The following is an 18,790-nucleotide window of genomic DNA, read 5'->3' as shown; positions in this document are numbered from 1 at the left end:
GATCATATGGAAGTACTACAGCAGCTTGGCACATACTATTCGCAAAACGGCGGTTACGTGATGCAGGAATTTTACCGCCATTTTCTGATGTCGGTGTACGGCGTTTTATTTGCTGCCATTGTTGGAATTCCGCTTGGCATCCTGATAGCCAGATACAGAAGATTAAGCGGATGGGTTTTTGCGGTCACGAACGTCATTCAGACCATCCCGGCTCTCGCCATGCTCGCCGTGCTGATGCTTGTCATGGGGCTGGGCGCTAATACGGTGATATTGTCATTATTTCTGTATTCTCTTCTGCCGATTATCAGAAATACGTATACTGGGATTATCAGTATTGAGCACGCCTATCTTGAATCCGGAAAAGCAATGGGGATGACAAAATTTCAAGTGCTGCGGATGGTCGAGCTTCCGCTTGCGCTTTCTGTCATAATGGCCGGCCTGCGCACCGCGCTTGTCATTGCCATCGGCATTACGGCCATCGGGACATTTGTCGGTGCTGGCGGTCTCGGGGACATCATCGTCAGAGGATCAAACGCCACAAACGGAACCGCGATTATATTAGCGGGAGCGATCCCCACAGCTCTGATGGCGGTGATTGCCGATTTGGTCATGGGCTGGCTTGAACGAGCATTAAGCCCGATTAAAAAGAGAAAGAAGAAAAATCTGGCAGGTGCCGCATAAGAAAAAACGCCTTGTAATGACAGGGCGTTTTTTACGGCTTCGGCACATATTTAAAAATTTCTTCGCTCTCAAAAAACTCAATCAAACGGCTGAGCCAATTATAATAATCAAGCCATTCCTTTAATTCTTTCAGCAGTTCATTCACTTTTTCTTCCGCTTCAGGAGTAAGCTCTTCATCCAACACGCTAAGCAGCTCCCGATTGAGTTTTTTATGCATCATTTTGTTTTTGCTGATGACTTTGCTCCAGGTGGCTGAAAACAGCGTGATAAATGTTTGATAGTAGTCCTGCTCAACCTCATATAAATCTTTTCGGACGCCTTTTTCGAACACCTTCTCGGCAATGTTGGCATCAAGCATTTCCCGCACTACCTGGCTCATGCGTGTTTTGCTCATGCCGGTGGCCTCAGATAATTCCGTAAGCGTCATCGGTTTTCGATTCATATAAATAATGCCCAGCACTCGTCCGACGGTAGAGGGCATTCCAAATGCATGCATGTTTTCCGCGATTCTTTCTATAAAATGGTCCTCGGCCTGTTCAATGATCGTTAACGGATCTTTCTCCAACGGTTTCATCCTTTCAGCTAACAATTCCGATGTCAATATACCACATTTTTGATACGGCGAGAATGCTGTCAAAAGAGAATTTGGCAGGAAATTGGAGCAATAAGGAGATCAACACACGTCAATGCGGGTAAATCAGCGTTTACACATACTTTATAAATAATATGAACAAATTGTAAACTTTTTATTTTATAAACTTTATTCTATAATGGGAAGCATTCAATTGTCTGAAAAATTAAATTTAAACTGAACAAATTGAATAAACTTAATTTTGGAGGTGCGATGTTTGCTGACATTAGAAAATGTCTCGAAAACATACAAGGGCGGCAAAAAAGCCGTGAACAACGTAAATCTTAAGATTGCAAAAGGCGAATTTATCTGCTTTATCGGGCCGAGCGGCTGCGGAAAAACAACAACAATGAAAATGATTAACCGATTAATTGAGCCTTCCGCCGGAAAGATTTTCATTGACGGTGAAAACATCATGGACCAGGATCCTGTAGAGCTCAGGCGCAAAATTGGCTATGTGATTCAGCAGATCGGCCTGTTTCCCCATATGACTATTCAGCAGAATATCTCACTCGTCCCAAAACTGCTGAAATGGCCGGAGCAGCAGCGGAAAGAGCGGGCGCGTGAGCTTTTAAAATTGGTCGATATGGGGCCAGAATATGTAGACCGTTACCCTCATGAATTAAGCGGGGGACAGCAGCAGCGAATTGGTGTATTACGGGCACTTGCCGCGGAGCCGCCGCTTATCTTAATGGATGAACCGTTTGGGGCACTCGACCCGATTACGAGGGATTCCCTCCAGGAAGAATTTAAAAAACTGCAAAAAACCTTACATAAAACCATCGTATTTGTTACCCACGATATGGATGAAGCGATTAAGCTGGCAGACCGGATTGTGATTTTAAAAGCGGGAGAAATCGTTCAAGTTGGAACGCCCGATGACATTTTAAGAAATCCGGCAGACGAATTTGTTGAGGAATTTATCGGCAAGGAGCGGCTGATTCAGTCATCCAGCCCGGATGTTGAACGGGTTGACCAGATTATGAACACACAGCCTGTAACGATCACCGCGGATAAAACGCTTTCTGAGGCCATTCAGCTGATGAGGCAGGAACGGGTCGATTCATTGCTGGTCGTCGATGACGAGCGCGTTCTGCAAGGCTATGTCGATGTTGAAATCATTGATCAATGCCGGAAAAAGGCCAATCTCGTCAGTGAAGTTTTACATGAAGATATATACACAGTACTGGGCGGCACACTGCTGCGCGACACGGTCCGCAAAATTTTAAAACGGGGTGTCAAATATGTTCCCGTTGTGGATGAAGACCGACGCCTGATCGGAATTGTGACGAGGGCAAGTCTGGTCGACATCGTGTATGACTCCCTCTGGGGAGAAGAAAAGCAGCTCGCAGCATTGTCATAGGGAGGCGCGATAAGTCATGCATCATATTGTTCAATTTTTGCAAACCAATGGGGACGAGCTTCTTTATAAAACATACGAGCATATTACGATATCGCTCATTGCTGTGATCTTAGGCGTGCTGGTTGCCGTCCCCCTCGGGGTTGTGCTTACCAGAATGAAAAAAGGAGCCGGCACCATTATCGGCATTGCCAATATCATTCAGACGCTGCCGAGTCTGGCCATCCTCGCTTTTTTTATCCCGCTCCTTGGTGTAGGAAAGGTTCCGGCCATTGTGGCTTTGTTTTTCTATTCCGTATTGCCGATTCTTCGCAACACGTATACCGGCATTCGCGGCGTCAACAAAAATCTGCTCGAGTCTGGCAAAGGCATCGGAATGACGCCGGCTGAACAAGTCCGCTTGGTGGAGCTGCCGCTTGCCGCGCCAGTGATCATGGCGGGAATCAGAACATCGACGATTTACTTAATCGGCTGGGCCACGCTTGCTTCCTTTATCGGAGGCGGCGGATTGGGTGATTACATTTTTATCGGACTGAATTTATATCAGCCGGAATATATCATCGGGGGCGCGGTACCTGTCACGATATTGGCAATTGTGATTGATTATGTGCTGGCAGTTGCTGAACGAAAACTGACACCTGCCGGCATGCAGAGATTGAAGGAATTGTCATAAGGAGGCGGCTCATGAAAAGAAAATATCTCAAATTAATGATAGGTTTATCACTTGTGGCAACGCTGACGCTGAGCGGATGTTCGCTTCCTGGTCTCAGCGCTGCTGCAGACCAGACCATTAAAATCGGCGCGCAAAGCATGAGCGAATCAGAAATCATCGCCAGCATGCTTGGCCAGTTGATCGAACACCATACAGATCTCAAAACAGCAACGATTAAAAATCTTGGCTCCAACGCGGTGCAGCAGCAGGCTTTAATGAACGGGGAAATCGACATTGCCGCCACAAGATATACGGGAGACGCGCTGACAGGCACGCTGAGAATGGAACCTGAAAAAGATCCGGACAAAGCGCTGGCGCTTACTCAGCGGGAGTTTAAAAAAAGATATGATTTAAAGTGGTATGACTCCTACGGGTTTGATAATACATATGCCTTTACAGTCAGCAAGGAGCTGGCCGACCAATACCATTTAGAGACCGTATCAGACGTTAAAAAATGGGCGCCGCAATTAAAGCTGGGCGTTGATAACTATTGGATGAAGCTCAAAGGAAACGGCTATCAGGATTTTACGAAAACCTACGGCATGACATTCGGCGGCACGTATCCGATGCAGATCGGCCTTGTGTACGACGCGGTGAAAAGCGGAAAAATGGACATTGTGCTTGCGTATTCAACCGATGGAAGAATCAAGTCCTATGGTCTCAAAATGCTAAAGGATGATAAACAATTTTTCCCGCCGTACGACTGTTCTCCGGTTGTTCCGGAAAAGGTGCTCAAAGAACATCCTGAGCTTGAAGGCATCATCAAGAAAATGCTCGGAAAAATCGACACAGCCACGATGCAGGAGCTTAACTATGAAGTCGACGGCAATCTCAAAGAACCGTCTGTCGTTGCCAAGGAATATTTAGAAAAACATCACTACTTCGAATCGTGAAAGGGGGAAGAGGTCAATGAACGTGCTTGAACAGTTAATGACGTATTACGCGCAGAATGGCAGTTACGTCATGGATGAATTCGGCCGCCACTTTCTCATGTCGGCTTACGGCGTTTTATTTGCCGCTGTCGTCGGGGTTCCGGCCGGAATCCTCATCGCGCATTTTCGCCGTTTGTCAGCCTGGGTGTTTGCAGTAACAAACGTTATTCAAACAATCCCGGCGCTCGCTATGCTGGCCGTCTTAATGCTTGTTATGGGGCTCGGCGCAAATACCGTGATTCTATCATTATTTCTGTATTCCCTGCTGCCGATTATTCGAAACACGTACACAGGCATTATCAGTATTGAGCATGCCTACTTAGAATCGGGAAAAGCAATGGGCATGACGAAATTCCAAGTGCTCAGAATGGTTGAGCTCCCGCTCGCACTTTCTGTCATTATGGCGGGCCTTCGCACAGCTCTCGTCATTGCCATTGGAATTACTGCGATCGGCACATTTGTCGGTGCCGGAGGCCTTGGGGACATGATCGTCCGCGGCTCAAACGCGACAAACGGAACTGCGATTATTCTAGCCGGAGCGATACCAACTGCGGTGATGGCGGTAGGGGCGGATTTGCTCATGGCCTGGATTGAAAGATTGTTGAACCCAGTTAAACAAAAAAACAGAAAAAAGTTAATTCGTGTATCGAGTTAAGCAAAAAGGATTCTTTTCTAAAAGGGAAAAGAGTCCTTTTTTTATGGGATTTATTGGGTGAATCTTGATTTTTTTTTGATTTTTCAAATGTATAGTTTAAATAGAATATTATGAAAATTTTAGAATGGAATGAATAAAATGGAGGACTTTACGAAGGGATGTTGAATTGTTGTTGTTATCGAAGTGGATAAATATGGGAGGTTGAAGACTAAGATGAAATCCTTATATACACCTACAGATTATTATATGATTCGGGTTCCTTTGGTACATCAGGCCTTGAAAAATGAGAACTCTGAGGATACAGATCAGTTATTGCATGACCTTTGTAATGATTCATTATTTCGTGAACAAATACTGGTATCTAGCAGGACACTATATGACACAATGAATATTTTCCTTCAAACGCCCGATAAATTAAAAGGAAAAAAAAAGCGGAACTTCCAGCAAGCTATTTTGAAGTATGCAACAAGAAGAGCAACTAGAACAACGCCTTTTGGCCTTTTTTCTTCAGTGGGTATAGGGGCATTTTCCGATAAAAATCAATTATCTTTTAATCAGCATTCATTTTACAAAAAAGCACGTGTTGATTTTGAGTGGCTCTATCAATTGATGAGAAAACTAGAAAACGAATACATCGACCGGCTTTCGTTTACATTAAACCCCGCTTGTTACATCAAAGGTGATCGGGCTTACTTGTTGTATAGCACAGATGGAAAATCTGAAGAGGTTAGTGTTCGTGCAACATCGGTTTTCCATCTAATAAATGAACTTTGTGGTGAATGTGTTGCTTATCATGATATTATTCGTAGTTTGACAGAGAACTATGAAAATACCCCAATAAGCAAAATTAATCAGTACGTAGAAGATCTTATTGACAAAGAGTTCCTGATATCAAATTTACGGCCGCCAATGACTGTTTCAGATCAATTTCAGTATTTAATTACTCAAGCGGAAAGCAGCCGAATTCCAAGTGAGCTTCTTCAGGCTTGCAGGAAAATACAATATCAGATAGATGCATATAACCGGATCACTATCGGAGAGGGAGAGGACCAGTATTTAAATCTGATTGAAACAATGAACGAACTCGTAAAGACTTCATCTCCTCTGCAAGTGGACACGGGTTTAGGTGACTCCTCCATTCAACTAGATAATGAAACATCTCTTGCGATAAGTGAATTGGCTAGTATGTTTACTTATATGGCTGCTCCCTCCGCAGAAAGACTAGACCACTTAGAAAAGTACAAAAATGTGTTTTTGGAGCGTTATGGGTATGAAAGAGAAGTTCCTCTTTTAGAAATGCTTTGTTCCAACGCTGGCATTGGTGCCCCTGCTACTTACACGAATCCTGTTAATGAATTCTTCGAAGAAATATCATTTGAGGATCAATTTTCACCTGAAATGAAACAATTTTTTATGAAAAAATACTTTGAATCAGTTAGAAAGAAAGCTCCCATTCAATTACACGACGAAACATTCCATAGAATCTGCAATTACGAAATTGCAGATGAAGAAATTCCAGTATCATTTGAACTCAATTTCTTTGTTAAATTGCGCAATGGCACAGTCATGCTTTATTTAGGACCAAATGTCGGATCTACACGTGCAGGGAAAACATTTGGAAGGTTCACTCACTTATCTGATTCAATCAATGCCGTTATAAAAAATATACATAATAAGGAAAAAGAGTTAACGGGCAAAAATAAGAAAATTTGTGAGCTGAGTATTGTGCCTAATCAGGTCAGGTCTGGAAATGTAACAAGAAATGTAAGTTATCGGGAAAAAGAAATGAACCTTTTTACAAACAGTGTCTTGCATCACAATGATTCTATTAAAGCTGAAGATGTTCTAATTGGAATCGATAAAAACCATATCTTTTATGCCAGACATAAATGTACTGGCGAAATTCTGTCTTTTGAATCAAATCATATGTTTAATCCTTTATTAATGCCAAATGCCATACGATTTTTATTGGAAATTTCAAGAGACGGCAAAAGAAAATGGAATGATTTCCCGTGGATGGGCATCTATAGTGATTTTAAGTATATTCCTGAAATCAAATATAAAGAAATAATCTTATCATGTGAACAATGGCTGATACACAAAAGTGATTTAAGCATTCATTCGAATTCATCGATAGACGAGGTGAAATCTGCATTTTTTGAATTTCATCGTACTTATGATCTTCCGCAAAGATTTTATATCGTTAACGCAGACAATCGATTATTAATTGATATAGAAGATGATCGTACTTTAGATGTTTTTTTCTGGGAACTTAAAAAAACGAATCATAACCATCCGTTACAACTTGTGGCTGCTGAGCTTGATGCAAATGCTTTAAAGGATAGAAACCAAAATGTCTATTCGGGGGAAATCGTTGTTCCGCTGATCAGGAAAAAACCAGAAAAACCATTGAAATTACCGGTCCTTAACTCAGTAGAGGAAAATGGATCCGAAAGAATTAAAATGCCATTTGAAGATTGGCTGTTTATTAAACTTTATTGTAAACAAACTAGAGAAGAAGAGCTAATTGCTTTTGAAATAGCGGATATTTATAACCAGATTTCTGATCAATATCCAGTCAGACATTTCTTTATGAGGTATCGAGATCCGAAGCCTCATATAAGACTTAGATTGAATGGAAAAGCAGAGGTGCTGTACAGTTTATTTCCACAATTATTGAATTGGCTGAAAAGCTTAAGAGAAAAAGGACTGGTTACTGAGTTTGTTATCACCCAATATGAGCGGGAAATAGAACGATATGGCGGGCTAGACCTAATGGATGCTGCAGAACAGGTTTTCTGTGAAGATAGCAAAGTTGTTGAAACGATGATCAGAATGCATCGCATGAAGGATATTGCGATAAGCAAGGAAATCGCAGGTATGGTTTCTGTCATACAGTTTTTAGAACAGTTCGAGCTTACGTTCGAAGAGCAGTTAACGTTTTTAGAAAAAAATTGCCTGCAGAATGAGTATCGTACTGAATTTAAGAAGGATAGAGAAATGTATATTGAAATATGCAACTCTGATAGAGAATGGGATAATCTCAGAAAAACAAGTGATGGCAGAATATTATATGAAATATTGAAAACTAGAAAAATAGCTGCAGCTAATTATGCATGCTTAATAAACAAGGCATTTGATAACAAAGAAGCAGTATATTCACGCATAGGTAGTGTAATTCACCTACATTGCAATCGTTTATTCGGCACTGATAGAGAAATGGAAACTAAAATACTTACACTTTGCAGACACTCTTTATATGCCCAGAGATATCAAAAGAAGAATGGTAGTTTAGCATGGAAGTAAAGGAACAACTAAAGCTAAAAGAGCTGCTGTTTATCATGAAACAAATGCCTAAGACTATCAAATTAATTTTCACCTTAGAAAGATCACTGTTTTTAAAGTTAATTTTATTCAGTATTATTACCGGTATTCTGCCAATTGTTTCACTCTATATTTCCCAAGAATTGATTAATTCCCTTGTGACTATACGCAAAGATGTTTCAGTTGTTATCTCCATTTTCTTAACATATCTTGGCGTATCATTTTGTTCGGAGCTGATCTCTCAGGTTTCTGAATATTATAATGGTAAATTCCAATTAAATATTGGTTATAAACTGAACTATAAAGTCATGAAAAAGAGCAGTAATCTAGCATTGAAGGATTTCGAAAATCCTGAAATATACGACAAATTAGAAAGGGTAACTAAGGAAATCAGCTATAAACCTTACCAAATCATTCAAGCCATCATTACAATGACCACATCATTTGTGACTCTGCTCTCATCAATTGCATTTTTGATGTCATGGAACCCTAAAGTTTCGCTGCTCTTGTTGGTTATTCCAGTGATTTCTCTATTCTATTTTTTGAAGATTGGACAGCAAGAATTTTTTATACATTGGAAACGAGCAGGACAGGAAAGGAAATCGTGGTATATCAGTTATATACTCACACACGATTTTTCTTTTAAAGAATTAAAATTGTATAACCTTAAAGATTATTTATTAAACAAATACTGGGATATTAAAAAATCCTTTATTGATCAAGATACAAAAATATTGAGAAAGAAAACTTATTTGAACCTAATATATGAGATTGCAGTGCAATTAGTTGGAGCTGTCATTATATTTATTGCTATTATGTCTGCTTTTGCGGGAAAAATAATGGTCGGTAATGTGATGAGTTATATCAGATCTGTTTCGCTGGTGCAAAGTCACTCACAGTCTATCATGACTAGCATTTATTCCATCTATAACAGCAATCTCTATATGAATCAATTGTATGAATTTCTGGAATTAAGAGAAGAGAAAAATCAAGGTCATAAGAAGCAAATTGTTGAGCCTATTCATTCTGTTATCTTTCAGAATGTCAGCTTTATCTATCCTAATCAAGGAGAACAGACACTGAATCATATTAATGTTTCATTGAATAAAGGAGAACGAATAGCCATTGTTGGGCCAAACGGGTCAGGGAAAAGTACATTCATTAAGCTCCTTACCGGATTATATGAAGTTCAGCAAGGTGACATTTTGGTTAATGGAGTAAATATTAAAGAATTGGATATGGACAGTTATATGGAACAAATTGCGGCACTCTTTCAAGACTTCATGAAATATGAAATGACCTTAAAGGAAAATATAGGATTTGGACAAATTGATAAACTACATCAGACAAATAAAATGCATGAGGTCCTCGATATTGTAAAAGCTGATTTTTTAAAAGGTCATTCATCCTATCAATTCGATACACAGCTTGGATTATGGTTTGATGAAGGAAGGCAATTATCCGGCGGACAATGGCAAAAGATTGCTTTGGCTAGGGCTTATTTTAGGGAAGCTTCTTTGTATATTTTGGATGAGCCAAGTTCTGCGCTGGATCCAATTGCAGAAAAAGAAACCTTCGATACTTTTTTCAGTTTGTCAAAAGATAAAATAGGAATATTTATTTCCCATCGATTGGTTGCTGCTAAACTTGCAGATCGGATCATTGTTATGGATAAAGGGGAAATAGTAGGAATAGGAACACATGAAGAGTTATTAAAAACATGTCCACTGTATAAAAAGATGGATGAATCCGAGAACTATATGAATCCGCTAGAGGAGGACGGTACTAAATGGGAAGAGGCGCTGTATCAGGGATAGAAGTTGAACTGGTGAAGGAAATCGCTCGACAAGTTTCTAATTACGATAAAGTACTTGAAATAGTGAATAAAAAAGATAACTTCCTCAGTATTGGGGAAGTTCCTCTTATACCTTGGAAGCCGACCGCATTGAGTCATGGTATACCAGGCATATGTATGCTGTATGGCGAATTGCACGCTCATTTTCCTGAGGAAGGATGGGACGATTTAGGACACAAATATTTATCGATTTTAGTAAATGAAATAAAAGAAAAAGGGCTGCATACTCCATCTATGTTTTCCGGAGCAGCTGGCATTGGACTTGCAGCTGTCTGTTTATCGCAACATTTCACCTATTACAAAGGTTTCATTTCCCGTATTAACGAATATTTGGCTGAAGTAGTACCTCAATTGTTAACTGAATTTTCTCAGCGGGAAGTGTATATGAGTGACTACGATGTAATAGAAGGTGTCAGTGGAATTGCAAGTTATCTTCTGCTATTTCAAGAAGATAAGGCAATGAAGGATTTGTTAATTGATATTTTAAAGTATCTGGTTAGATTAACTGAAGACATTACCATGAATGGAGAAAAAGTTCCTGGATGGCATATTCCATCTGAACATCAGTTTACAGATATCGAAAAAAAAGCTTATCCAAATGGAAACTTTAATATGGGATTAGCACATGGGATACCTGGTCCTATTTGCATTCTATCTTCAGCACTCATGCAGGGAATTAAAGTAAAGGGTCAAGTACGTGCAATTGAAAAAATGGTAGATTTCTTACTGGGATTTTCTGAAAAAGATCAAGGCAACTTGTTTTGGAAAGGAAATATAAGCTTTGAGGAGTATCAATACGGATCTCCACCTAACGCTCTAAATTTTAGTAGAGATGCTTGGTGCTATGGGAGACCTGGAGTATGTCTTGCGATTGTTAAAGCGGGAAAAGCACTTCAAAATACTAGATTTTTAAATATAGGTGTACAGAATTTAAGGTGCACAGCATCTGATATACAGGGGATTTTTTCTCCTACGATATGCCATGGCTATAGTGGAATAAGCCAGATTTTGCTTGCAGTGAATCAACTCACTGGACAAGAATTTTTTAACGAAGAGCTTCAAAAGATCAAACAAAAAATTATGAGCTACTATGACAAGGATTATATCTTTGGGTTCCACAATTATGAATCAATTGAAGGGAATGAAGCAGTACCTTTGCAGTACGTCGGTCTATTGGATGGAGCTGTAGGTGTAGGATTAGGGCTATTAAACATGGAATTAGGCTCAAAAACAGATTGGACAAAAGCATTACTTATTTAATAAAAAAAGGAAAAAATGATAAAATCTTGATATTCTTCTGTTACTATATAGGTATTGAAAGGAGGTGACCAATATGTCAAAGTTCGATGATTTCGATTTGGATGTAGTAAAAGTCTCTAAACAAGACTCTAAAATCACTCCTCAATGGAAAAGTGAATCACTTTGTACACCTGGGTGTGTAACTGGTGTATTGCAAACTTGCTTCCTTCAAACAATAACTTGTAACTGCAAAATCTCTAAATAAGTAAAACCATTGAATCACTTTGCTCTGACTCCTTGCATTCCTGAGCGTTATACATACTATTTTCATAGAGTTAGGGCCTAAAAATGATGTAAAAAGTAACGGGTGTGAATGAGTTTAAATTTCACACCCGTTTTTCATGTGGAAAAAAGTAACAAGGGGGATGATGGATAAGTCGATTTAAACAACACTCTAATACATACCCAAGTCAGTCTTTTTATCATGTACAGACAATTTAAGGAAATTCCTCAGAAATTCATATTTTAATGGATAGATCAATATGAGATAGATCTATCTGGAGTAAACAGTGTGACCTGATCACGCTTTTTTATTTAGACAAGTTGATTGTGTTGCCAGAAGCCCAAATGCTTTAAGTTTCCAGTTAGAAAAAGTATTTTGATTAAATTTTGATAAAAGTATTCTAGAATGATCAACATCCCACATAGATACCGCGCAGAGGAAGAATTCATTTTATCTTTAACATCTATTGGGGAAAATTCATAAGATTGAGGTGATGTACGTGTTTTTGAAAAGATGTGTAAACATTTCAGGCTGTTTTATTGTTTTATTTATGTTATCTGCTTGTCAAGCATTAACGAAGTTTAAAGATAAAACTGTTGAAGAAACAAAAAAAACAGTGCATTTTACTGAGGATAACAACGAAACATCTGAAACAATGGAGAGCTTGATTGATAAGGGAAAGCTCGATCAAGTGGTCTATAACGAAAAACTTTATCAGATGAAAGATAAAGTTGATGAAGACAAAAAAGGAAAAGTAATAGGGGCAATAGGTCAAACCTTCTTTGTAGATAGTGAGGGAAAGAGATGGTCTGAAGAAGAACTGAAAGAACCGTATATCTCTAATGATCCGGATGAAACCAGAGAGAAAAAACCTCTACGCTATGGGAAGGTTTACAGTGCGAACGAGGATACTGATGCCAAAGATGAAATCATTGTGGAGTTTAATCGCGAGTATTATCGAGCGGTTTTGATTAAGAATGAAAAGGGATAAGGGAGAGTGTGACATGAGTACAGTCCTATTAGAAACCAAAAGTCTTACAAAAAAGTTTGGCAAAGAAACAGCTGTTTCAGATGTTTCATTAACTGTTCAAAAAAACAGCATTTACGGTCTGCTTGGACCAAATGGAGCTGGAAAATCGACGACACTTAAAATTTTAACAGGAATTTTACGGAAAACTTCTGGTGAGGTTTTCTTCGACGGACATAAATGGAAACGTTCTGATTTGCAAAATATCGGATCTTTAATAGAAGCTCCACCCCTTTACGATAATTTAACAGCATTTGAAAATGTAAAAGTACATGCAACGTTGCTGGGCCTATCTGAGGATCGCATAAACAGCGTGCTAAAGACAGTAGATATGCAGCATGCTGGAAAGAAAAGAGCAGGGCAGTTTTCGATGGGGATGAGGCAGCGGCTGGGAATTGCTATTGCTTTATTAAATCACCCTAAATTATTAATTCTTGATGAGCCTACGAATGGGCTAGATCCAATCGGCATTCAGGAGCTCAGAGATCTTATTCGCTCTTTTCCTCAGGAAGGAATAACCGTGATTTTATCTAGTCATATACTTTCAGAAGTCGAGCAAATAGCAGATCATATTGGGATTATCATCGGCGGTCATCTTGGGTACCAGGGGGAAATAAACAAGACTGATGATTTAGAGCATTTGTTTATGGAAGTTGTAAAGGCAAGCCGTGAAAAAGAGGGTGTAAAAAGATGATGAATTATATGAAGGCCGAAAACCTGAAGTTTAAAAGGACCTTTTCTAGAAAAATGATTATCTTAGTGCCGCTGCTTAATATAGGTTTTTCTTTTTTGATGAACATTCAATTTTTTGTTCCCGGTACTTTTAACTGGTGGTCTATTATATTTATGCCGGTGATGATAGCTTTATTTTGTTCTTTATCTCATCAAAAAGAAAAAAAGGCCTCTAATTATAATGGTACGTATTCATTGCCTATTGATTTAGGAAGATTATGGTACTCTAAGATTGTAATTATTATGATTTATTCGCTATTATCTCAAATTGTATTTTTAGTGTTTATGTTACTAATGGGGTTTGTTATAGCTGATTTTGCTATTGTTACGCTTTCTACAATTGCCGCAAGTTTATTGCTTTGGGTAACAAGCCTTTGGCAAATTCCACTTTGTTTATTTGTGGCAAAAAAGTGGGGGCTTACAATAGCGGTAATGTTAAATCTTATAGGAACCCTTGTTCTAGGTATAATGCCGGCATCTCGTTCCTTTTGGTGGTTTATTCCTTGGAGCTGGCCAATTCGAATGATGTGTCCCACAATAGGTATTCATCCTAACGGTCTGTTGCTTGAAAAAAATGATCCTTTGTTGAGTTGGATGGTCGTCCCTCCTGCTATATTGATTTCTATTCTATTATTTTTAATAATAGCGTTTTTGACTAGCCGTTCGTTTGCCCCTTCAATCGATTACAGAACAAAAAAGCAGGGGGCGATATAAGGTGAGATTACTTTTGAGGTGTTTAAAAGCTGATTTCCAGAAAAGCAAACACACCTCCTTTATGTGGCTCCATTTAATTATTCCTATAGCTTTTTCAACTGTATTGATTCTGTATTTTTATGAGAGAGATCAGAGTCAATTTCACTTGTATAAGTCTTTTATGGAAGCTATTGCAGTTGCATTGCCGCTGCTTATAGGGGTGTTATGCGGAATGACTGCATCCTTAGAAGAACAGGCAGGGAAATTTCAAGTGTTACTAGGGAGTACGTCTCCAAAAGTCATTGCTTATGCCAGCAAAATGTTAATGCTGCTTTTCATGGAACTTTGCTCTATTGGTATAGCGCTTTTCATTTATATAATAGTATTAAAATTTATTTTACATGTGCCGGATTTGTCTTACGATATTTTTATAACAGGTGGTGCCTGGCTAGTTGCGGGTAGTGTAGCCCTATATTGTATTTACTTTTTTATCAGCTGTATGTTTGGAATGGGTGCTTCTGTCCTGATAGGCGGAGCTGGCCTGCTTATGACCGCTCTAATGAATACTGGATTAGGAGATGCTATATGGAAATATAACCCTTGGGCTTGGGGTATTAGATTGTCAGGTTTAAATGGGGTACTCCACTTTAAAGAAAAAGGGGATAATCCTTTATTAATGCATGAAATAAATTCAGGGGTATTGGTTATGATTTTTGGTATAATATGTATAATCATTGCCAGTCTAATATGGTTTAGTAAATGGGAAGGCAGAAAAACGTTTGAATAGTATGAGGGGGACAGGAAATGGCCAAAATCCTTGCTGTCGATGATGAAAAAGATATTCTTGTACTGATACAAAATATTTTGCGCCGTGACCAGCATCAAGTTGACATTTTAGATCGTGTTAAAGGACAGCCGCCTGACGTATTTCAAGGATATGATTTAATTTTGCTGGATGTTATGATGCCAGATATTGATGGTTTTGAGCTATGTAAACAGATACGTCCTTTGGTTGATTGTCCAATTTTATTCCTCACGGCTAAAACAGAAGAGGAAGCGATAGTAAAAGGTCTTATTACCGGCGGAGATGATTATATTACAAAGCCATTTGGTGTTAGAGAGCTTAGTGCTAGAGTTAATGCTCACTTAAGAAGGGAACGGAGAGATAAACATCAATCGAAAAGAGTCATCTCGGGTTTTTTATTTCATTTTGATAGTAAAGAAGTATTTATCAATAACCACAAACTTAACCTAACAAAAAATGAATATAAAATCTGTGAATTTTTAGCTCAACATAAAGGGAGAACTTTTTCAAGAGAACAAATTTACGAGGAGATATATGGATTAGAGGGGAATGCTTTGTATTCAACAATTACTGAATTTATCAGAACGATTCGAAAAAAATGTAAAGAGCATAATACAGACCCTATCAAAACGGTATGGGGTGTTGGGTACAAATGGGAATAGGTTTTAAGGGCCAGAAAACACTTCTTAGAGAACTGATAAAGTATATGGTCACGTTATGTATAAGTTTAGTTGTACTGGCTCTGCTATATTTATTTATAAATACAATCGCAATGAATACGGGTTTCTCACATCCCGCGAATTATAATGAACGAGAAGCAGAAAAACTTGCGCCAAAGCTGGAAAATACAGCTAAAGTCACTGCTGATATGATTCCAGATACAATGTCATATGCCATCCTTGATAAAGAAACAAAACAAAAAACAGCCGGAACCATTAAAGAAAAAGATCTGCAACTGGTTAAAAAGAAGATTGAAAAAAAACCGTATGTCAATTATAAACAAAAAGGATATTTGGTTATAAATAGAAATGAAGAGTATTGTATTTTGCAATATTCATTACGTGCAGATTTTAGCTCACCTTTATTAAGAAAATACCTTCCTAATTATGAATTAACGAGTATTTGTATTTTGATAGTCTTACTCATTGTAGTCATTTCTATTATAACAACTTACTTTGCTAATAGATTAAGAAAACATTTTGAGACACTGAACGTAATTACTCGATATATAAAAGAGCAAAATTTGCAGTTTACTCCCGAATTTACACATATTAAGGAATTTGATGATGTAATTGATTCCTTAATTGAAATGAGAGATGCTCTTCGGTCATCACTCGAAGCTCAGTGGCGATTAGAAAAAAATAAGAAAGAGCAAATTGGTGCTTTGGCACATGATATCAAGATCCCGATTACCATTATTAAGGGAAATGCTGAATTACTCAGCTTGTCTATTCAAAGCGAAGAACAAGCTGAGTATACAAAATATATTCTTGGAGCAGGAAATCAAATTGAACAATATATTTCTCAGCTGATTCACCTCTCGAGAACGGAGGATTCCTTAACTATTCATTTGAAGAAAGCCTTTGTAGATAAGCTGACAGAAACTCTACAGAAAGATATATCCGCCTATAAAGGAAATAAAAAAATAAATATTTCATTTAAAAAAGAAAATCTCAAGAAAGAGGCGGAAATAGACTGGCAACTGTTACATAGGGCGTTATTGAATATTTTAACAAATGCAGTTGATTATACACCGGAGGATGGGACTGTCTCGGTGCATGCTGAATGCGATTCTGATACTTTTTATTTTTTTGTAAAAGACACAGGAAATGGATTTTCGGAAATCGGGCTAAAAAAAGCAACAGAACTTTTTTACATGGATGACAAGGCCCGTCAGTCTAAAGGTCATTATGGAATGGGGTTGACCTTCGCAAAAAATGCTGTGAATCTTCATAATGGAGAACTTACTCTTGGAAACACTATAGAGGGTGGCGGAGAAGTGCGAGTGAAAATACCCTTATATAGAAATCATTAAACCCACGCCCTATCTGGACGTGGGTTATTTTTAAATCGTAAACTGACCCATCTTCTCATTAAGCTCCTTCGCCAGCTGCTCAAGCTCTTCAGTATTTTGAAGCACTTGATCCATCGAATGGGCGGATTGCTCGGTTATTGAAAATGTTTCTTCAATGCCGGCGGCCGACTCTTCGGATACAGAAGCGATATTTTCAATCGATTGATTGATGGTAATCGATTGGTTTGTTAACTGCTTCAGGCCATCCGTTACTTCCTTAATGCTGTCTGCAACATGGGTGACGGATTGTTTGATATGCTGCATAGCCTGTCCGGTGTCTGTCAGGTTTTCCGTTCCTTTTTCGACTTCTGTAAAGCTGCTTTCCAAGTACGTAATGACAGTGTGGATCTCCTGCTGTGTCCCGCCTACAATCCGGGTAATATCCTGCACGGAATCAGAAACGCCGTCAGCCAGCTTTCTGACCTCCTCTGCCACAACGGCGAAGCCTTTGCCGCTTTCTCCTGCGCGGGCAGCTTCAATCGCGGCGTTAAGGGACAGCAAATTCGTCTGCTCGGCAATCCCGTTGATGACCTGAACGAGCTTGTTGATATCCTGAGAATGCTGTTCAAGTGATCTCACTTTATGCACGGCTTCTTCAACAATATGATGGATGGTTTTCATTTGCTGTAATGACGTAGCCATATTTTCGTTTCCGCTTACCGCGAGTTCGAGAACGTTTTGCGACGTATCGCTGATGGTGATGCCGTGATTATAGGCTTTATCAATGCTTTCAGTGAACTCATTCATCGATTCGGCAATCGTCACGGCGTCTTGGGCCTGCTGTTCAGAGCCCTCAGCCATTTCGTTCATCGTCTCGGTAATATGTTTGCTGCCGGAACTTGTTTCATTCGTTGCGGTTGCAAGCACCTGTGAAGAAGAAAGAACCCGGCTTGATATGTCTTTAGAATATCCGACAATATCTCTCAGATTCCCTACCATTTTTTGCAGCGCTTCATTCAGATCACCCAGCTCGTCTTTTGAGTTGAGCGGCTCCATATCGTTCGACAGATCGCCTTCGGCAATATGATTGGCAGATTCCTTCATGCGAATGATAGGCTTTACAATGTTTCGCGTGATATAAAGCCAGATGAAAATGCTGATGAGGATCGATGCTGCCACAAGCAAAGCAGTGTAAATGAGCCCTTTATGATAGACGGCCTTCGTTTCTTTTACCGCTGTGTTGCTGCCTTCTTGATTTAAGTCAACAAGCTGAGTGATTGTTTTTTTCATATCCTCAAAGCTGGCCTCAGTCTGAACCAATAAACCTCTTGCTTTGTCCATGTCATTCGTGCGGCCGCTTTCGATAATTTGCGCATGAATATCCATATAGGTATTCACTTCAGTTTGAAGCTGCTCGAACAGTTTCTGCTCTTTATCAGTGGAGATCGTTTTTTCGTAGTTATCGAGCTTTTGGTTAATGTCTTCCATGATTTGATTCATTTCTTGATCAAGTGTATCCATTTTGCTTTTGTCTGTATAAATCAGAAAGTCCTTTTCTTTAGAAGACAGGTGCTCGGTTACATAATTAATTGAAGTGATTCCTTTGATGCCGTCAATCCATTTTGTGTTGATTTCATCTGTTTTTTGAATGATATGCTGCATATTAAGAACGCCTATTCCGCCTACAAGTAAATTGATCAGGATCAGTGTCAAAAATACCAGGCTGAATTTGCGGGAAATCGTCAGTCGCATATAGTGGTCTCCTTTAAAAACGTAATGTGTGGATGTACTATATATCGGCTGAGAAATCGTTTTTTCACCTGGAAAAAAATAAAAAACGGCTCTTT

General features: G+C 39.0%; 17 protein-coding genes. 15 read left to right on the top strand and 2 right to left on the bottom strand.

The features are described from left to right. Positions 1 to 6: 6 nt before the first annotated feature. Positions 7 to 681: a glycine betaine/carnitine/choline/choline sulfate ABC transporter permease OpuCD gene (gene opuCD / locus QF06_RS15280; protein WP_015714713.1), complete on the top strand. Its 675-nt coding sequence runs from the start codon at positions 7 to 9 to the stop codon at positions 679 to 681. Between the two features lie 31 nt (positions 682 to 712). Here the strand turns inward: opuCD and QF06_RS15275 are convergent, their stop codons facing one another. Further along, complete coding sequence (locus QF06_RS15275; RefSeq protein ID WP_032726868.1) at positions 713 to 1,246, bottom strand: GbsR/MarR family transcriptional regulator; 534 nt, start codon at positions 1,244 to 1,246, stop codon at positions 713 to 715. 283 nt (positions 1,247 to 1,529) lie between these two features. Here QF06_RS15275 and opuBA point away from each other — a divergent pair, with 283 nt between their 5' ends. The 14 genes from opuBA to QF06_RS15205 all read left to right on the top strand — a co-directional run bounded on the left by opuBA (position 1,530) and on the right by QF06_RS15205 (position 16,964). Beyond that, on the top strand, positions 1,530 to 2,675 hold the full coding sequence (opuBA, locus tag QF06_RS15270; RefSeq protein ID WP_003228368.1) for a choline ABC transporter ATP-binding protein OpuBA: 1,146 nt from the start codon (positions 1,530 to 1,532) through the stop codon (positions 2,673 to 2,675). Positions 2,676 to 2,691: 16 nt separating this feature from the next. Next, positions 2,692 to 3,345, top strand: a complete 654-nt coding sequence (gene opuBB / locus QF06_RS15265) for a choline ABC transporter permease OpuBB (RefSeq protein WP_041850526.1) — start codon at positions 2,692 to 2,694, stop codon at positions 3,343 to 3,345. 11 nt (positions 3,346 to 3,356) lie between these two features. Further along, a complete protein-coding gene (opuBC, locus tag QF06_RS15260; RefSeq protein WP_041850527.1) occupies positions 3,357 to 4,277 on the top strand; it encodes a choline ABC transporter substrate-binding lipoprotein OpuBC in 921 nt (306 codons plus the stop codon). A gap of 16 nt (positions 4,278 to 4,293) precedes the next feature. Continuing rightward, positions 4,294 to 4,971 carry a choline ABC transporter permease OpuBD gene (gene opuBD / locus QF06_RS15255; RefSeq protein WP_041850528.1) on the top strand — a complete coding sequence of 226 codons (678 nt, stop codon included), beginning with the start codon at positions 4,294 to 4,296 and terminating at the stop codon, positions 4,969 to 4,971. 213 nt (positions 4,972 to 5,184) lie between these two features. Beyond that, positions 5,185 to 8,277, top strand: coding sequence for a lantibiotic dehydratase (locus tag QF06_RS15250; RefSeq protein WP_041850529.1), 3,093 nt, complete (start codon positions 5,185 to 5,187; stop codon positions 8,275 to 8,277). Continuing rightward, complete coding sequence (locus QF06_RS15245; protein ID WP_041850530.1) at positions 8,268 to 10,112, top strand: ABC transporter ATP-binding protein; 1,845 nt, start codon at positions 8,268 to 8,270, stop codon at positions 10,110 to 10,112. The genes QF06_RS15250 and QF06_RS15245 overlap by 10 nt, the downstream gene beginning before the upstream one ends. Continuing rightward, positions 10,085 to 11,410 (top strand): lanthionine synthetase C family protein, encoded by a 1,326-nt coding sequence (locus QF06_RS15240; protein WP_043940195.1) that lies wholly within the window; start codon positions 10,085 to 10,087, stop codon positions 11,408 to 11,410. The genes QF06_RS15245 and QF06_RS15240 overlap by 28 nt, the downstream gene beginning before the upstream one ends. Positions 11,411 to 11,483: 73 nt before the next feature. Then, complete coding sequence (locus QF06_RS15235; protein ID WP_032726862.1) at positions 11,484 to 11,654, top strand: gallidermin/nisin family lantibiotic; 171 nt, start codon at positions 11,484 to 11,486, stop codon at positions 11,652 to 11,654. Between the two features lie 517 nt (positions 11,655 to 12,171). Continuing rightward, positions 12,172 to 12,663: a NisI/SpaI family lantibiotic immunity lipoprotein gene (locus QF06_RS15230; RefSeq protein WP_032727099.1), complete on the top strand. Its 492-nt coding sequence runs from the start codon at positions 12,172 to 12,174 to the stop codon at positions 12,661 to 12,663. 13 nt (positions 12,664 to 12,676) lie between these two features. Next, positions 12,677 to 13,393 (top strand): lantibiotic protection ABC transporter ATP-binding protein, encoded by a 717-nt coding sequence (locus QF06_RS15225; protein WP_038829373.1) that lies wholly within the window; start codon positions 12,677 to 12,679, stop codon positions 13,391 to 13,393. Further along, on the top strand, positions 13,390 to 14,145 hold the full coding sequence (locus tag QF06_RS15220) for a lantibiotic immunity ABC transporter MutE/EpiE family permease subunit (RefSeq protein WP_032726860.1): 756 nt from the start codon (positions 13,390 to 13,392) through the stop codon (positions 14,143 to 14,145). Before QF06_RS15225 ends, QF06_RS15220 begins: the two co-directional genes overlap by 4 nt. Before the next feature lies 1 nt (position 14,146). Further along, positions 14,147 to 14,911 (top strand): lantibiotic immunity ABC transporter MutG family permease subunit, encoded by a 765-nt coding sequence (locus QF06_RS15215; RefSeq protein WP_043940194.1) that lies wholly within the window; start codon positions 14,147 to 14,149, stop codon positions 14,909 to 14,911. Between the two features lie 17 nt (positions 14,912 to 14,928). Then, on the top strand, positions 14,929 to 15,591 hold the full coding sequence (locus QF06_RS15210; protein WP_032726858.1) for a response regulator transcription factor: 663 nt from the start codon (positions 14,929 to 14,931) through the stop codon (positions 15,589 to 15,591). After that, positions 15,582 to 16,964 (top strand): HAMP domain-containing histidine kinase, encoded by a 1,383-nt coding sequence (locus QF06_RS15205; protein ID WP_043940193.1) that lies wholly within the window; start codon positions 15,582 to 15,584, stop codon positions 16,962 to 16,964. The genes QF06_RS15210 and QF06_RS15205 overlap by 10 nt, the downstream gene beginning before the upstream one ends. 30 nt (positions 16,965 to 16,994) lie before the next feature. On the opposite strand, the gene QF06_RS15200 is transcribed toward QF06_RS15205, so the two are convergent. Then, the gene (locus QF06_RS15200; protein ID WP_041850534.1) at positions 16,995 to 18,695 is read right to left on the bottom strand and encodes a methyl-accepting chemotaxis protein; all 1,701 of its coding nucleotides are present in this window, start codon (positions 18,693 to 18,695) and stop codon (positions 16,995 to 16,997) included. Between the last annotated feature and the right edge of the window lie 95 nt (positions 18,696 to 18,790).

Source organism: Bacillus sp. YP1 (genome assembly GCF_000877815.1).
GTDB classification, from domain to species: Bacteria; Bacillota; Bacilli; order Bacillales; family Bacillaceae; genus Bacillus; species Bacillus subtilis.
Note: the sequence above shows the minus strand (reverse complement) of the source record. Positions and strands in the feature narration are given on the sequence as shown.

Coding starts and splice junctions, on each gene's coding strand:
- QF06_RS15235 (WP_032726862.1), top strand. CDS start 11,484: ATGTCAAAGTTCGATGATTTCGATTTGGATGTAGTAAAAGTCTCTAAA.
- QF06_RS15200 (WP_041850534.1), bottom strand. CDS start 18,695: ATGCGACTGACGATTTCCCGCAAATTCAGCCTGGTATTTTTGACACTG.
- QF06_RS15220 (WP_032726860.1), top strand. CDS start 13,390: ATGATGAATTATATGAAGGCCGAAAACCTGAAGTTTAAAAGGACCTTT.
- opuBB (WP_041850526.1), top strand. CDS start 2,692: ATGCATCATATTGTTCAATTTTTGCAAACCAATGGGGACGAGCTTCTT.
- opuBD (WP_041850528.1), top strand. CDS start 4,294: ATGAACGTGCTTGAACAGTTAATGACGTATTACGCGCAGAATGGCAGT.
- QF06_RS15210 (WP_032726858.1), top strand. CDS start 14,929: ATGGCCAAAATCCTTGCTGTCGATGATGAAAAAGATATTCTTGTACTG.
- QF06_RS15205 (WP_043940193.1), top strand. CDS start 15,582: ATGGGAATAGGTTTTAAGGGCCAGAAAACACTTCTTAGAGAACTGATA.
- opuCD (WP_015714713.1), top strand. CDS start 7: ATGGAAGTACTACAGCAGCTTGGCACATACTATTCGCAAAACGGCGGT.
- QF06_RS15245 (WP_041850530.1), top strand. CDS start 8,268: ATGGAAGTAAAGGAACAACTAAAGCTAAAAGAGCTGCTGTTTATCATG.
- QF06_RS15240 (WP_043940195.1), top strand. CDS start 10,085: ATGGGAAGAGGCGCTGTATCAGGGATAGAAGTTGAACTGGTGAAGGAA.
- opuBC (WP_041850527.1), top strand. CDS start 3,357: ATGAAAAGAAAATATCTCAAATTAATGATAGGTTTATCACTTGTGGCA.
- QF06_RS15225 (WP_038829373.1), top strand. CDS start 12,677: ATGAGTACAGTCCTATTAGAAACCAAAAGTCTTACAAAAAAGTTTGGC.
- QF06_RS15250 (WP_041850529.1), top strand. CDS start 5,185: ATGAAATCCTTATATACACCTACAGATTATTATATGATTCGGGTTCCT.